At 61.3% G+C, this 14438-nt stretch carries 12 protein-coding genes; all 12 read right to left on the reverse strand.

Features of this window, described 5'->3' with window-relative positions:
* Positions 1-46: 46 nt before the first annotated feature.
* Positions 47-1981 carry a methyl-accepting chemotaxis protein gene (locus BFP92_RS19205; RefSeq protein ID WP_065930675.1) on the reverse strand — a complete coding sequence of 645 codons (1935 nt, stop codon included), beginning with the start codon at positions 1979-1981 and terminating at the stop codon, positions 47-49.
* A gap of 139 nt (positions 1982-2120) precedes the next feature.
* On the reverse strand, positions 2121-3410 hold the full coding sequence (locus BFP92_RS19210; RefSeq protein WP_065930676.1) for an adenylosuccinate synthase: 1290 nt from the start codon (positions 3408-3410) through the stop codon (positions 2121-2123).
* 54 nt (positions 3411-3464) lie between these two features.
* Entirely contained in the window at positions 3465-4652 is a 1188-nt protein-coding gene (locus tag BFP92_RS19215; RefSeq protein WP_017138459.1) for an ATP phosphoribosyltransferase regulatory subunit, read from the reverse strand.
* Positions 4653-4944: 292 nt separating this feature from the next.
* Positions 4945-5811 (reverse strand): protease modulator HflC, encoded by an 867-nt coding sequence (hflC, locus tag BFP92_RS19220; protein ID WP_017138460.1) that lies wholly within the window; start codon positions 5809-5811, stop codon positions 4945-4947.
* Positions 5811-6989, reverse strand: a complete 1179-nt coding sequence (gene hflK / locus BFP92_RS19225) for an FtsH protease activity modulator HflK (protein WP_017138461.1) — start codon at positions 6987-6989, stop codon at positions 5811-5813. Before hflK ends, hflC begins: the two co-directional genes overlap by 1 nt.
* Positions 6990-7085: 96 nt before the next feature.
* Entirely contained in the window at positions 7086-8387 is a 1302-nt protein-coding gene (gene hflX / locus BFP92_RS19230) for a ribosome rescue GTPase HflX (RefSeq protein ID WP_017138462.1), read from the reverse strand.
* Positions 8388-8399: 12 nt separating this feature from the next.
* Positions 8400-8660: an RNA chaperone Hfq gene (gene hfq, locus BFP92_RS19235; protein ID WP_003188059.1), complete on the reverse strand. Its 261-nt coding sequence runs from the start codon at positions 8658-8660 to the stop codon at positions 8400-8402.
* Between the two features lie 93 nt (positions 8661-8753).
* Entirely contained in the window at positions 8754-9725 is a 972-nt protein-coding gene (miaA, locus tag BFP92_RS19240; RefSeq protein ID WP_065930677.1) for a tRNA (adenosine(37)-N6)-dimethylallyltransferase MiaA, read from the reverse strand.
* A complete protein-coding gene (gene mutL, locus BFP92_RS19245) occupies positions 9725-11623 on the reverse strand; it encodes a DNA mismatch repair endonuclease MutL (protein WP_162238859.1) in 1899 nt (632 codons plus the stop codon). Before mutL ends, miaA begins: the two co-directional genes overlap by 1 nt.
* A 14-nt stretch (positions 11624-11637) precedes the next feature.
* Positions 11638-13059, reverse strand: a complete 1422-nt coding sequence (locus tag BFP92_RS19250; protein WP_056860529.1) for an N-acetylmuramoyl-L-alanine amidase — start codon at positions 13057-13059, stop codon at positions 11638-11640.
* Positions 13060-13076: 17 nt separating this feature from the next.
* Positions 13077-13547 (reverse strand): tRNA (adenosine(37)-N6)-threonylcarbamoyltransferase complex ATPase subunit type 1 TsaE, encoded by a 471-nt coding sequence (gene tsaE / locus BFP92_RS19255; RefSeq protein ID WP_065930678.1) that lies wholly within the window; start codon positions 13545-13547, stop codon positions 13077-13079.
* A complete protein-coding gene (locus tag BFP92_RS19260; RefSeq protein WP_065930679.1) occupies positions 13535-14395 on the reverse strand; it encodes an NAD(P)H-hydrate dehydratase in 861 nt (286 codons plus the stop codon). Before BFP92_RS19260 ends, tsaE begins: the two co-directional genes overlap by 13 nt.
* Positions 14396-14438 lie beyond the last annotated feature (43 nt).

Here is a 14438-nt window from a genome sequence, read left to right on the forward strand (position 1 = left end):
AAATGTGGGAGCTGGCTTGCCTGCGATGAGGCCGGCGCAAACGACGCTAAGCCCGAAACTGCCCCAAGCTCGCCTTCAACTGTGCCGCCAACCCATCCAGCACCTTGCCACTGGCCGTGGTTTCCACCACCGCCTGCGCGGCACGCTCAGCCTGGGCATGGATCACCTCGACCCGCCCACGTACCGCATGCGCGCCCTGGGCTTGATGCTCGGCCGCACGCGTTGCCAGGCCAATCGCCGCATGCACTTGCTCCACCGAAGCCTGCACCGACTGCTGCAAGCGCACACTGTCGCGCAGCACCAACAACCCTTCATTCGCCTGGCGCCCGGCCTTGCCGATGGTTTCCACCGCCTCGCGTGCACCCTGTTGCAATGCCACGATATGCGCCTGGATGTCGCCGGTAGAGCTTTGGGTTTTACTCGCCAGCGCCCGCACTTCGTCTGCCACCACCGCAAAACCTCGCCCGGTCTCACCGGCACGCGCCGCTTCAATCGCCGCATTCAGGGCCAGCAAGTTGGTCTGCTCGGCAATCCCGTGGATCACCGTCAACACCACCTCGATCTGCTCGCTTTGCTGCGCCAACCGCTCGATCACTTGGGAACCGGCCTGCACTTGCCCCGCGAGCGCCTCGATCAGGCTGCCGACCTCTGCCGAGGTCCGTGAGTTTTCATCCGTGGCCTGGCGAATATCCACCACCTGCTGCAACGCCGCCTGCATCGCATGGCTTTCGGCCTGGGCCTCATCGGCCATTTGCGAAAGCGCGCGCAGGCTTTCGGCAACTTCGTCGCGCTGCAAACCGGCCGCCTTGTCAGCCCCGGCATTGCGTAAAGTCATGGCGCCGATTTCGACACCGGTGCGCTGCGCTACATCGCCCGCCTCACGCACGATCGGCTGCAACTTATCCACAAAGCGATTGACCGCCGAGGCCATGTCGCCGATTTCGTCCTTGCTGTTGATCTGCACACGCTTGGTGAGATCGCCCTCGCCCGCCGCCAGGTCGCCCATGGCGGCAATCAACAACTTCAGCCGATTGACCACACGGCGCCCCAACACGATGGCGATCAGCAGCAATACGCCAAACCCGACAATGGCGAGTCCCATACCGATGCGCCAGCGCAGCGCTCCCGCAGCGTCCTGTACGGCGCTGCTGGTGTTGGCGGTCATCTGGGTGGCGGTGGCCTGCGCCGATTGCAGGCGCGCGCCCATGGCCGCTGCGCTGTCGGCGGCGGCGCCCTTGAGGCTGTCACCGACCAACTGATCGCTGCTGGCGATCAAGGCAGCAAAGCGCTTGTCCAGCGCTGCCAGGTCGGCCTCTACCGCTTTGGTCGAGACGCCCATGCGGACTTTGCCGATCTCGGTGCCGTTGGGGCTGATCGAGGCTTCGACGTAGAACACCGAAGGATCGTTTTTAGCCGCATCCAGGACCTTATCCAAGGCTCGGTCGCCCTTGCCCTTGTCCAACAGTGCCTGGTTGATCGGGTTTTCGCGGTTGAGGTAACGGGTCAGGTGCTCGCCAGCCGCGTCGTCATACACCACGAACAACACGTTGGGATTGCGCTGGGCGCGCCGGGCGAACTCCGACAATGTCGGCACGTCGCTGTCCCACATGGCGCGGGGCGCCACCGACGCCAGCAGTTGGGCCATGTCATTGGCCGAGTCCTGCAGGTCTTTTTCCAGGGTCGCACGCAGTTGCTTCTGCTCCTCTTGCAGGCGCGTGGAAAGCCCTGCGGTCAGACGCTGACGCGTGCTCGAAGACAAGCTGTCCAGGCTCGAGGTGACTTCCTTGCCGGCTTGCGCCAGCTCACCAGACAGTTTCTGGCTGTCGGCCCCCAGGCGGTTGCTTAAATCCGCTTCCAGCGCCGTCACGGTGCTTCGCGTCAGGGCAACGGCCACCAGCACTTGCACCAAAAGAGCGATACCTAGGGTAACGAACACCGGCCGCAACAGCCGGCTTTGTAACAATGAGAGAACGGCAGACACGGTAAATCCCTCCACCACGGGTGCCATTAATTTGATAGCACCGCGAAAGAAAGAACCGTAGCAAGGGTCGTGCCGATTGCCAGCCGGCCACAAAAAAGGGCTCCCGAAGGAGCCCTTTGCTTTTTACATCAACAGCTTATTAAGCGAACGGGTGACGCAGAACGATGGTCTCGTTGCGGTCCGGGCCTGTCGAAATAATGTCGATCGGCGCGCCGATCAGCTCTTCAACACGCTTGATGTAAGCACGGGCGTTGGCCGGCAGCTCTTCCAGGGTCTTGGCGCCCACGGTCGATTCGGTCCAGCCCGGCACTTCTTCGTACACAGGCTGCAGGCCGACGTAGCTGTCAGCATCGGTCGGTGCAACGTCCTTGCCGTCTGCATCTTTGTAGCCGATGCAGATATTGATGGCTTCCAGGCCATCGAGAACGTCCAGCTTGGTCAGGCAGATGCCCGAGATGCTGTTCACATCGATAGCACGGCGCAGGATAACGGCATCGAACCAGCCGCAACGACGGGCACGCCCGGTGGTGGCACCGAACTCGTGACCTTGCTTGGCCAGGTGTGCGCCGACTTCGTCGAACAGCTCAGTCGGGAACGGGCCCGAACCCACGCGCGTGGTGTAAGCCTTGGTAATGCCCAGGATGTAGTCCAGGAACATCGGGCCAACGCCCGAACCGGTCGCAACGCCGCCAGCGGTGGTGTTGGAGCTGGTCACGTACGGGTAGGTGCCGTGGTCGATGTCGAGCAACGAACCCTGGGCGCCTTCGAACATGATGTCTTTGCCGGCGCGACGCAGGTCGTGCAGCTCGGCCGTCACGTCCAGCATCAGCGGCTTGAGCAGCTCAGCGTATTCCTTGCACTCGGCCAGAGTCTTTTCGAACTCGATGGCCGGCTCTTTGTAGTAACCCACCAGCATGAAGTTGTGGTAATCCACCAGTTCACGCAGCTTGTCTTCAAAGCGCGGCATGTTGAGCAGGTCGCCCACACGCAGGCCACGACGTGCAACCTTGTCTTCGTAAGCCGGGCCGATGCCGCGACCGGTTGTACCGATCTTCAGCTCGCCACGCGCCTTTTCACGGGCCTGGTCCAGCGCAACGTGGAAGGACAGGATCAGCGGGCAGGACGGGCTGATACGCAGGCGCTCGCGCACCGGTACGCCTTTCTCTTCCAGCTTGGTGATCTCACGCAACAGGGCGTCAGGTGCAACCACAACACCGTTGCCGATCAGGCACTGTACGCCTTCGCGCAGCACGCCCGACGGGATCAGGTGCAAGACGGTTTTTTCGCCATCGATGACCAGGGTGTGGCCAGCGTTGTGGCCACCTTGGTAGCGCACTACGGCGGCAGCATGTTCGGTCAGCAGATCAACGATCTTGCCTTTGCCCTCATCACCCCATTGGGTGCCCAGGACTACGACATTCTTACCCATAACACTTGTCCTCATTCGCGCAAACTTGGTGCCGGCGATGGCCGGCAGGAAAACTCAAGAAGCCAGTGGCGATACTTGCCAAAGCCCGTTCTGCAGAATCAATTGCCGGTCGCAGTCCGCTTCACGGGCGGCGGCCAATGGCTGCCCAGGCAAAGCCTGGACGACACGCTGACCCTCACTGCGCAACTGGCAAACCTGCTGCCAGAGTGCTGCGTCCGTACTGTCGGGCATCCAGATGCCACCAGACGGCAGCTCGACCTCAGCACGCCCCAGGGTCACCAGGGTTTTCAAATCGGTAGAAAAGCCAGTCGCCGGACGGGCGCGACCGAAGTCGGCGCCGATATCGTCATAACGACCGCCTTGGGCGATGGCCTGGCCAACACCCGGTACAAAGACGGCGAACACCACACCGGTGTGGTAGTGGTAGCCGCGCAACTCACCCAGGTCGAAATACAGCGGCAACTCGGGGAAGCGCGCCGACAATTGCTCGGCAATCGCGAATACATCATCCAGCGCAGCCAGGACCGGCGCCGGCGCATTGGCCAGGCGCTCACGGGCAGCCACCAGCACTTCACGGCCGCCGCACAGGTTAACCAGTGCACGCAGCATGTCGGCCAGGTCCGCAGGCACGCCTGCGGTCAGAGCGATCACTTCATCGATCGCCTTGCGCTGCAAGGCATCGAACAACTGTTGCTCCACTTCACCGGACAAGCCGGCCGCACGGGCCAGGCCACGGTAGATACCGACGTGACCCAGGTCCATGTGCACATCCGGCACGTCGGCCAGTTGCAGCATAGCCAGCATCAGGCTGATCACTTCAACGTCGCTGCTCGGGCTGGCATCACCGTACAACTCGGCGCCCAACTGGATCGGGCTGCGCGACGACGACAACGCACGCGGCTGAGCATGCAGCACGCTGCCGGCGTAGCACAGGCGGCTCGGGCCTTCGCGGCGCAGGGTGTGCGCATCGATGCGCGCCACTTGCGGCGTGATGTCGGCACGGAAACCCATTTGCCGGCCCGATTGCGGGTCAATGACCTTGAAGGTGCGCAGATCCAGGTCCTGGCCCGCGCCGGTCAGCAGGGATTCCAGGTACTCGATATGGGGGGTCACGACAAACTCGTAACCCCAGCTCTGGAACAGATCCAACACCTGGCGACGCGCTACTTCAATGCGCGCAGCCTCTGGTGGCAGTACTTCTTCGATGCCATCTGGCAGCAGCCAGCGGTCTACCGTTGCCATTACGCCATTCCCCTATGATCCGGGCGGCCAGCCCTCGGCCGAGCCTTGAGTGAAGCAGAAAATACCCACGCTTTGCATAATCCACGCGCAAGAGCGACGTGACGAACGGCCTGCCAGCGGCCTCGTCGGGCACTTTCCTCGAAAAACCTGTGGCGCCTGCCGAATCAAACATGCAGACGCAAAAAAGCCGGGAATTTCCCGGCTGCCGCATCATACACCCGTTTTCTGAAAGGATCACCCCGCCAGGCATTTTAGCCGCCCGACGGAGTGCGCCCTAAGGTCACAGGCTTGGTTACTTGGACTTTTCCAGGTAGCGGAAGAAGTCGCTGCTTGGGTCCAGCACCATGACGTCGGTTTTGTTCGCGAAGCTTTCACGGTAGGCACGCAGGCTACGGTAGAACGCGTAGAACTCCTGGTCCTGGCCGTAAGCCTTGGCGTAGATCGCCGCAGCCTGGGCGTCGCCGTCACCACGTGCCTCTTCAGACTCGCGATAAGCCTCTGCCAGCAGTACACGGCGCTGACGGTCGGCATCCGCACGGATACCTTCAGCCAGCTCGTTACCTTTGGCGCGATGCTCACGGGCTTCACGCTCACGCTCGGTGCTCATGCGCTCGAACACGCTGCGGTTCACTTCCTTCGGCAGGTCGATGGCCTTGACCCGAACATCGACTACTTCGATGCCCAGCTCTTTCTCTGCCATCGTGTTCAGCGAACGGGTGATGTCAGCCATCAGCGCATCACGTTCACCGGATACCACCTCGTGCAGGGTGCGTTTACCAAACTGGTCACGCAGGCCCGATTCCAGACGGCGCGACAAACGCTCATCGGCAATCTGCTTGAGGCCGGAGGTCGCGGTGTAGAAGCGCTCGGCATCCTTGACGCGCCACTTGGCGTAGGCGTCAACCATCACGGCTTTCTTTTCCAGGGTCAGGAAGCGTTGTGTCGGTGCATCCAGGGTCATCAGGCGGCCGTCGAACTTGCGCACCTGGTTCACGTAGGGGACTTTCACATGCAGGCCCGGCTGGACATCCGCCTGCACCACACGACCGAATTGCAGCAACACCGCGCGCTCGGTCTGAGACACGATGTAGAAGCAGTTCCAGGCAGCGATGACCACGACGACGCCCACAATCAGGGCGGTCAGCGATTTATTGCTCATCAACGACTCTCCCTGGTACGTGTTTGCTGTTGCAGCAAGTCAGCGGCCGCACGGGCGCTCGCTTCGTTGGCAGCGGCATTCGAGCTGCTCGACGGTGCGCTGGTGCCGCTACGACCACCTTCGATCATCTTGTCCAGCGGCAGGTACAGCAGGTTGTTCTGCCCACCCTTGCTGCCGGTCACGAGAACCTTGCTGGTGTTGCTGAAGACTTCCTGCATGGTGTCCAGGTACAGACGCTCACGCGTGACTTCCGGAGCCTTGCGGTACTCGGCAACCAGTTTGGTAAAGCGGTCCGCCTCACCCTTGGCGCGGGAGACCACTTCGTCGCGGTAACCGTTGGCATCTTCAAGGATGCGCTGGGCCTGACCACGGGCTTCCGGTACGACACCGTTGGCGTAGGTTTCAGCCTGGTTGCGCGAACGCTGCTCGTCTTCACGGGCGCGGATCACGTCATCAAAGGCTTCCTGCACTTCGCGCGGTGCCGCTGCGCTCTGTACGTTCACCTGAGTCACCGTGATGCCGGTGCGATAGGTATCGAGGAACCGTTGCAGGCGCTCCTTGATTTCGCTGGCCATCAATTCACGACCTTCGGTCAGCACCTGGTCCATGGCGGTGGAACCCACCACGTGGCGCAGGGCGCTTTCGGTTGCGTGTTGCAGGCTGATTTCCGGCTGATCAACGTTCAGCACGAAGTCCTGCAGGTTGCTGATCTTGTACTGCACGGTCAGCGGCACTTCGACGATGTTCTCGTCTTCGGTCAGCATCTGGCCCTGCTTGGTGTAGGCACGCTCACGCGTGACGTTCTCCATGTACTTCTTGTCGATCGGCGGGAAATAGATGTTCAGGCCTGGCCCGACAGTCTCGTAGTACTTGCCGAAGCGCAGCACCACGGCTTGCTCCTGCTCGTCGACTACGTACACAGCGCTGTACAGCCACACGGCTGCGAGCACGACAAGCCCGAGGCCCAGCAGGCCATAGCCGCCGCCCTTGCTTGTGCGACCGCCGTCGTCACCGCCACCACGTTTTTTTCCACCACCGAACAACCCATTCAGGCTTTCCTGCAGCTTTCGGAAGGCCTCGTCGAGATCTGGTGGCCCCTTGCGGTCGCCATTATTGCGGCGTTTACCACCCCAAGGATCCTGATTATTCGAGTTGCCACCCGGCTCATTCCAAGCCATAGCGCTCTCCATCTGATAAAGCAAAGACGCACCCACGGCGCGCCGACCAATGCTACAGAATGCCTGCTACTGCGGCACAACCGCTTTCGGAGGCTTTTATTGCAAAGTGTGTTGTTCGATGAACTCTGTCGGTACCACACCTTCACGGCTGACCAGCCGATTCAGCTCCGAGCGCGGCAATCGAACGGCCAGCAAGCTGACACCTTCTTCGTCGTATTCTTCTTTCTGTACGGCGCCCAGTTCGAAAAACTGTGCACGCAGTCGAGCAAAACGTTGCGGCAAGCGCAAGGTGCCGACAAACAAATCACTGCCCAGCAACTCGGCAATCGCCTGTTCAAGCAACTCCAGGCCACTGCCATCGCGTGCCGACAGCCAAACCCGCTGGGGCTTGCCGTCTTCATCGCGCTGGATTTGCGGCTCGACACCCTCAAGCAAATCGAGTTTGTTATAGACCTCGAGGATCGGCAAGTCTTGTGCACCAATCTCGCCCAGCACCACCATCACCTGCTCGATCTGCAACATGCGATCCGGTTCGGCCGCATCGATCACGTGCAACAGCAGGTCGGAATTGCTCGACTCTTCGAGCGTAGACCGAAATGCTTCGACCAGCTTGTGGGGCAGATGACGAATGAAACCTACGGTGTCGGCCAGGACAATCGGCCCCAGGTCGTCGATGTCCAGACGGCGCAAGGTCGGGTCGAGGGTGGCGAACAGTTGGTCGGCCGCGTACACGTCCGATTTCGTCACGTTGTTGAACAGCGTGGATTTGCCGGCGTTGGTATAGCCCACCAGGGACACGGTAGGGATATCCGCACGCGAGCGACCACGGCGTGATTGTTCGCGCTGGCTGCGTACTTTTTCCAGGCGGCCCTTGATCTGGCGCAGGCGCACCCGCAACAGACGACGGTCGGTTTCCAGCTGGGTTTCACCCGGGCCGCGCATGCCGATGCCACCACCCTGACGCTCAAGGTGGGTCCAGCCACGTACCAGCCGGGTGCTCATGTGGTCAAGCTGGGCCAGTTCGACCTGGAGCTTGCCTTCATGGGTACGGGCGCGTTGGGCGAAAATATCGAGAATCAGACCGGTGCGGTCGATCACGCGACACTCGAAAACACGTTCGAGGTTACGTTCCTGACTGGGCGTAAGGGTGTGATTGAAGATCACCAGATCGGCTTCTTCGGCGTGAACCAGGTCGCGCAGTTCCTCGACCTTGCCGCTGCCAATCAGGTATTTGGCGGTTGGCCGATGACGCGGTACGTTAAAAAACGCAACGGTCTCGGCGCCGGCCGAATTTGCCAACTCCTGAAACTCCTGCGGATCTTCGCGCGCCTCAGGGTCCTGTCCATCCAAGTGAACGAGGATTACTCGCTCACCACCACCGTGGCGCTCAAAGAACAAAGGAGACTCCTATCAGGCGTTACCTGGCTCAGCGTCACCCTGTTCATCACCTGCTGCGCTAGGCAGACGGATTGGACGAACTGGAACGACTGTCGAGATAGCGTGCTTGTAAACCATCTGGCTGACGGTGTTTTTCAGCAGGATCACGAACTGGTCGAACGACTCGATCGTGCCTTGCAGCTTGATACCGTTGACCAGGTAGATGGAAACCCCAACTTTCTCTTTACGTAAAGTATTCAAGTAAGGGTCTTGTAGCGAATGCCCTTTTGACATGTGCCGCACTCCTTTAAGGATCAATAATAAAATTCGGAAAATAGATAGCTCATGGCCGTCACACCCCCAAGGATAGACGGCAATTGCAAGGACTCAGCTCAATATGGAGACCGATCCCAAGTATTTCAAGGCGCGTGACAGATTGTCGCTGTCCAGGCTGTCCAACCAGTGCAAATCGCTCCAGCTGCGCAGCCAGGTGAACTGGCGCTTCGCCAATTGGCGCGTGGCAATGATGCCGCGTTCCTGCATTTCGGCTGACGTCAGCTTGCCATCCAGGTGTTCCCAGACTTGGCGATAGCCTACAGCACGCATCGAAGGCAACCCGGCATGCAGGTCACCTCTGGAACGCAGTGCTACGACCTCGTCCACAAACCCCTGTTCCAACATAATTGTGAATCTTTGTGCAATTCGTTCATGCAACACCTGGCGATTTGCCGGAGCAATGGCCAGATTCGCCACAGTATAGGGCAATTGTGACTGTCCAGATGCGCCTGCGTCAGCACTTTGCGCAGTTTGTTTCAGCCTGTGTTCAGTCATGGTCTGGCCGCTCACCCGCCAGACTTCCAGGGCGCGACTGAGGCGCTGGGGGTCATTGGGGTGAATGCGCGCAGCAGAAACCGGGTCGACTGCCGCCAACTGGTCGTGCAAGGCCTGCCATCCAAGGCGTGCAGCCTCTTCTTCGATTTCGCCGCGCACCTGGGCGTCGGCCGCCGGCATATCCGCCAAGCCTTCCTGCAAAGCCTTGTAATAGAGCATCGTACCGCCCACCAGCAGCGGAATATTGCCCCGCGCAGTGATTTCGGCCATGGCGGCCAGGGCATCGGTACGGAAATCGGCGGCGCAATAGCTCTCGGCCGGGTCAATAATGTCGATCAACCGGTGCGGATACTGTGCCAACAGTTCTTTTGAAGGCTTGGCCGTACCGATGTCCATGTCCCGGTAAACCAGGGCAGAGTCGACACTGATCAGCTCGCAGGGCAGCACCTTGGTCAGCTCGATGGCCAGGTCGGTCTTGCCGGCGGCCGTAGGGCCCATCAGGAAGATGGCGGGGGGCAAGGCGCTCATCAACGGCCGCGCAAGAACAGTTTGTCCAAGTCGTCCAGGCCCATTTGGGTCCAGGTCGGTCGGCCATGGTTACATTGCCCGCTGCGCTCGGTGTTCTCCATGTCGCGCAGCAAACCGTTCATTTCCGGCAGCGCCAGGCGGCGGTTGGCGCGGATTGCACCGTGGCAGGCCATGGTCCCGAGCAGTTCGTTGATATGTGCCTGGATGCGGTCGCTGGTGCCATATTCCATCAGGTCGGCCAGTACGTCGGCGACCAGGCGGTTGGCTTCGGCTTGCTTGAGCAGCGCGGGAATCTGGCGAATAGCCAGGGTTTCCGGGCCCAGGCGTTGCAGTTCGAAGCCGAGCTTCTGGAATACGCTGTGGTGTTCTTCGGCGCAATCGGCCTCACGCTGGCTGACCGCCAGGGATTCCGGCACCAACAACGGCTGGCCGCTCAGACCTTCACTGGCCATGGCGATCTTCAAGCGCTCGTACATGATCCGCTCGTGAGCGGCGTGCATGTCTACCAGCACCAGGCCGTGGGCGTTTTCGGACAGGATGTAAATGCCCTTGAGCTGCGCCAGCGCATAACCCAAGGGCGGAATATCACCGCCGCCCTCTGGCAACGCCACAGCGCCCGGTTCGGCACCCGGCAGCGGGGCAAAAAACTCGCGATAAGCGGCCTGGGCCTCGGCCACCGGCACTGTCGATTGCGGGCGTGGCGTGTATTGGTACTGGTAACCCGCGCCCGAACCGGAACCCGGTGCCGTATAGGAAGGCTGCGGCTGCGGCGATTGCAGCAGGTTGGCCGCCAGGCTCATTTCGCCCTGAGGGCCGAACTCGCCGGCCTCCGGACCGCTCGGCCTTACCACCGCCGTCACGATCGGCGCAGACAGTTGATCATCCGGGCGTACATCGCCCAAGGCGCGGTGCAGCGTGCCATAGAGGAAGTCATGCACCATGCGCCCGTCGCGGAAGCGCACTTCGTGCTTGGTCGGGTGCACGTTGACGTCGACCACCGACGGGTCGACTTCAAAGAACAGCACAAACGTCGGGTGCCGCCCATTGAACAGCACATCGCGATACGCCTGGCGCACTGCGTGGGCCACCAGTTTGTCGCGTACCGCGCGGCCATTCACGAAGAAGTACTGCAAGTCCGCCTGGCTGCGGGAGAAGGTCGGCAAACCCACCCAGCCCCACAGGCGCAAGCCATTGCGCTCGATTTCAATCGGCAGCGCCTGTTCCAGGAAGCCCGCTCCGCAAATAGCCGAAACCCGCCGAGCGCGCGCAGCGTCATCGTGGGCTTCGTGCAGGCTGAGGATGGTTTTGCCGTTGTGGCGCAAATGGAACGCCACATCAAAGCGCGCCAAGGCCAGGCGCTTGATGACTTCTTGCAGGTGATCGAATTCGGTTTTTTCGGCCTTGAGGAATTTGCGTCGCGCCGGCGTGTTGAAAAACAGGTCGCGAACTTCAACCGACGTGCCTACCGGGTGCGCCGCCGGCTGCACACGAGGCGCCATGTCACGACCTTCGGTTTCCACCTGCCAGGCCTGCTCGGCGCTGCGGGTGCGCGAAGTCAGGGTAAGGCGCGCTACGGAGCTGATGGAGGCCAATGCCTCACCGCGAAAACCCAGGCTCATCACCCGCTCGAGGTCTTCAAGGTCGCGAATCTTGCTGGTGGCGTGACGCGCCAGCGCCAGCGGCAGGTCATCCGAAGAAATACCGCTGCCGTCGTCACGCACCCGCAGCAGCTTGACGCCGCCCTGCTCCACGTCGACATCAATGCGCTTGGCGCCGGAGTCGATGCTGTTTTCCAGCAACTCCTTGATCACCGACGCCGGGCGCTCAACCACCTCACCTGCCGCAATCTGGTTGGCGAGGCGCGGGCTGAGCAGTTCGATGCGTGAACCGCTATTCAAAACTGATTCGCTCATTACTGCGCCGCCAATTCAGTGCCGGGAATGGTCAACACCTGGCCCACTTTCAACTCATCGGTCTTCAGGTTATTGGCGCTGCGCAAGGTCGCGGCCGAAACCTGGAAACGCACGGCCAGCATGGCCAGGGTGTCCCCGGGCTGCACGCGATGGTCACGCGGGCCCTGGGCGATTTTGCCGGAATCACGCAGCCAGGCAATGTAGGTGCCCGGCGGCGGGTTCTGCTGGAAGAACTGGCGAATACCGGCGCTGATCGAACGCGCCAGCGCCTGCTGGTGGCTGGCGCTGGCCAGCTTCGAGGCTTCGTTGGAGTTGGAAATAAACCCGGTTTCCACCAGGATCGACGGGATATCCGGCGACTTCAACACCATAAACCCGGCCTGCTCCACGCGTTGCTTGTGCAGGGACGTCACGCGGCCAATATTGCTGAGGACTTTTTGGCCGACGTTCAAGCTGGACGTCAACGAAGCGGTCATCGACAGGTCGAGCAGTACACCGGCGAGCATTTTGTCCTTGTCGTCGAGGGACACGTTGCCGGCCCCGCCGATCAAGTCGGAACGGTTTTCACTGTCGGCCAGCCAGCGTGCGGTTTCGGACGTAGCGCCACGGTCCGACAAGGCAAACACCGAGGCACCGAAGGCCGCTGCCGACGGTGCGGCGTCGGCGTGGATCGACACAAACAGGTCGGCGCCCTTCTTGCGGGCGATTTCGGTACGGCCACGCAGCGGGATGAAGTAGTCACCGGTACGGGTCAGCTCGGCACGGTAGCCTTTCATGCCGTTAACCTGGCGCTGCAGTTCACGGGCGATAGCCAGTACCACGTCTTTTTCATGCTGGCCGCGCGAGCCGGAGGCGCCTGGGTCTTCGCCGCCGTGACCGGCGTCAATCACCACGATGATGTCGCGCTTGCCCGCAGGCGCCGGCGGTGGCGGCGGCAATTTGACCTGCGGCTGCGACGGGTTGACCGGCACGGCCGGCACGGTCGCAACACTTGGCGGCGGCGCTGGCGGCGGGTTGGCATCGGCGGCGTTGTCGAACAGGTCGACCACCAACCGATTGCCGTATTGGGCGTTAGGTGCCAGTACAAAGCTTTTCGGGGTCACGGCCTTCTTCAGGTCGATGACCACGCGCAGGTCCGTCGGCGTGCGCTGGGCCGAGCGCATCGAGGTGATCGGGGTATTAGCGGTGGATACTTTCAGCGGCGCGCCCAGGGTGGCGCCGTTGATGTCGATCACCAGGCGATCGGGCGCCGTCAGGGTAAAGACACTGTGCTGGACCGGGCCAGACAGGTCGAACACCAGTCGCGTGTTATCCGGCGCTCGCCACAGGCGAACACTTTTCACCTGTGAAGCAGCCAGAGCATTGAAAGTCATTGCCGCAAGCAACACCCCTACGACAGCAACCATCGCGCGAAAGCGCATACCTAACCCCACCAATTTTATTTGAATTCCAATGCCAGGGCCGCGCACCAAGACTGGCCTCGCGCACTCTGGGGCAACAACTTCAGCTGACGTCCATGCTCATGCGGCGTAATGGTAATGGTCAGGTCCGGCTTTGGCAAAAAGCCTGTGCCTTTATCTGGCCACTCGATCAGGCACAGTGCATCTTCATCGAAGTAATCACGGATGCCCATGTACTCCAGTTCTTCGGGATCGACCAGCCGATACAGGTCAAAGTGGAAGGCGCGAACTGCCCCGATCTCGTAGGGTTCGACCAAGGTGAACGTCGGGCTTTTTACCGCGCCCGTGTGGCCCAGCCCACGAATAATCCCCCGCGACAGCGTGGTTTTGCCCGCGCCCAGGTCGCCTTCAAGGAAAATCAGCCCCGCGCCGGCCGTAACCTGTGCAATACGCTGACCCAACGCGACCATGGCGTCTTCATCAGCCAGAAAAAGGGTTACTTCAGACACGGCGACTGCTCCTCCAGCAATTGACGAATGGCAGGTATCAGGTCGCTGGCGGCCAGGCCGCGACCATAAGTGCCTTGGCGATCCCCCGCCGTGGCATGCAACCACACGGCCAGGCAGCTTGCCTCATAGGCGGGCATGCCTTGGGCCAGCAATGCGCCCACCAAGCCGCTCAGCACATCACCCAAACCGGCGGCAGCCATCGCTGGATGGCCTTGGTCACAGCGCGAAACACGGCCGTCCGGGCTGGCAATCAAACTGCCAGCACCCTTGAGGATAGCCACTGCATTGAATGTCTGGCTTAAAGCACGCGCCACGTTAAGGCGATCGGCCTGAACCGCGGCGGTGGTGATGCCCATCAACCGCGCCGCCTCGCCGGGATGCGGCGTGATCACGCTGTTGGCGGGCAGGCTTACACCGCCTGCGGCCAGCTGGTTCAAGGCGTCGGCATCCCAGACTTGCGGCTGCCGGGCGTTGGCGGCAACAGACAGCAGGCTTTTGCCCCAGGACGCTGCGCCCAGGCCAGGGCCGATAACGATCACCGACATTTTTTCCAGCAACCCCATCAACTGGTTGGCCGAACTCACGCCGACGGTCATCACCTCCGGCAAGCGCGCCAGTGCGGCTGGCACGTGCTCAGGGCGAGTCGCCAGCGAGACCATGCCGGCGCCACTGCGCAAAGCGCTTTCAGCACTCAACAGCGCAGCACCGCCAAAGCCATGGTCGCCGCCGATGACCAGCAGGTGGCCGAACTGGCCTTTATGGGCGTCCGGGTAACGTGCAGCCAGTTGCGGCAAATGGCCATGCAACAGCGGCTGTACGTCGGTAATTGGGTGTTTTGTCTGCGGCATGCGTCTTCAAGCTCCGATGTCTGGCAGAATTATACGCATCTAA

It is taken from the genome of Pseudomonas sp. 58 R 3, assembly GCF_900006605.1.
Lineage (GTDB): Bacteria > Pseudomonadota > Gammaproteobacteria > Pseudomonadales > Pseudomonadaceae > Aquipseudomonas > Aquipseudomonas salomonii.

What these genes read in the sequence shown, in the direction of transcription:
- hfq (WP_003188059.1), bottom strand. Translation starts at nt 8,660, where the DNA reads ATGTCAAAAGGGCATTCGCTACAAGACCCTTACTTGAATACTTTACGT.
- hflK (WP_017138461.1), bottom strand. Translation starts at nt 6,989, where the DNA reads ATGGCTTGGAATGAGCCGGGTGGCAACTCGAATAATCAGGATCCTTGG.
- hflC (WP_017138460.1), bottom strand. Translation starts at nt 5,811, where the DNA reads ATGAGCAATAAATCGCTGACCGCCCTGATTGTGGGCGTCGTCGTGGTC.
- BFP92_RS19250 (WP_056860529.1), bottom strand. Translation starts at nt 13,059, where the DNA reads ATGCGCTTTCGCGCGATGGTTGCTGTCGTAGGGGTGTTGCTTGCGGCA.
- miaA (WP_065930677.1), bottom strand. Translation starts at nt 9,725, where the DNA reads ATGAGCGCCTTGCCCCCCGCCATCTTCCTGATGGGCCCTACGGCCGCC.
- BFP92_RS19210 (WP_065930676.1), bottom strand. Translation starts at nt 3,410, where the DNA reads ATGGGTAAGAATGTCGTAGTCCTGGGCACCCAATGGGGTGATGAGGGC.
- BFP92_RS19260 (WP_065930679.1), bottom strand. Translation starts at nt 14,395, where the DNA reads ATGCCGCAGACAAAACACCCAATTACCGACGTACAGCCGCTGTTGCAT.
- BFP92_RS19215 (WP_017138459.1), bottom strand. Translation starts at nt 4,652, where the DNA reads ATGGCAACGGTAGACCGCTGGCTGCTGCCAGATGGCATCGAAGAAGTA.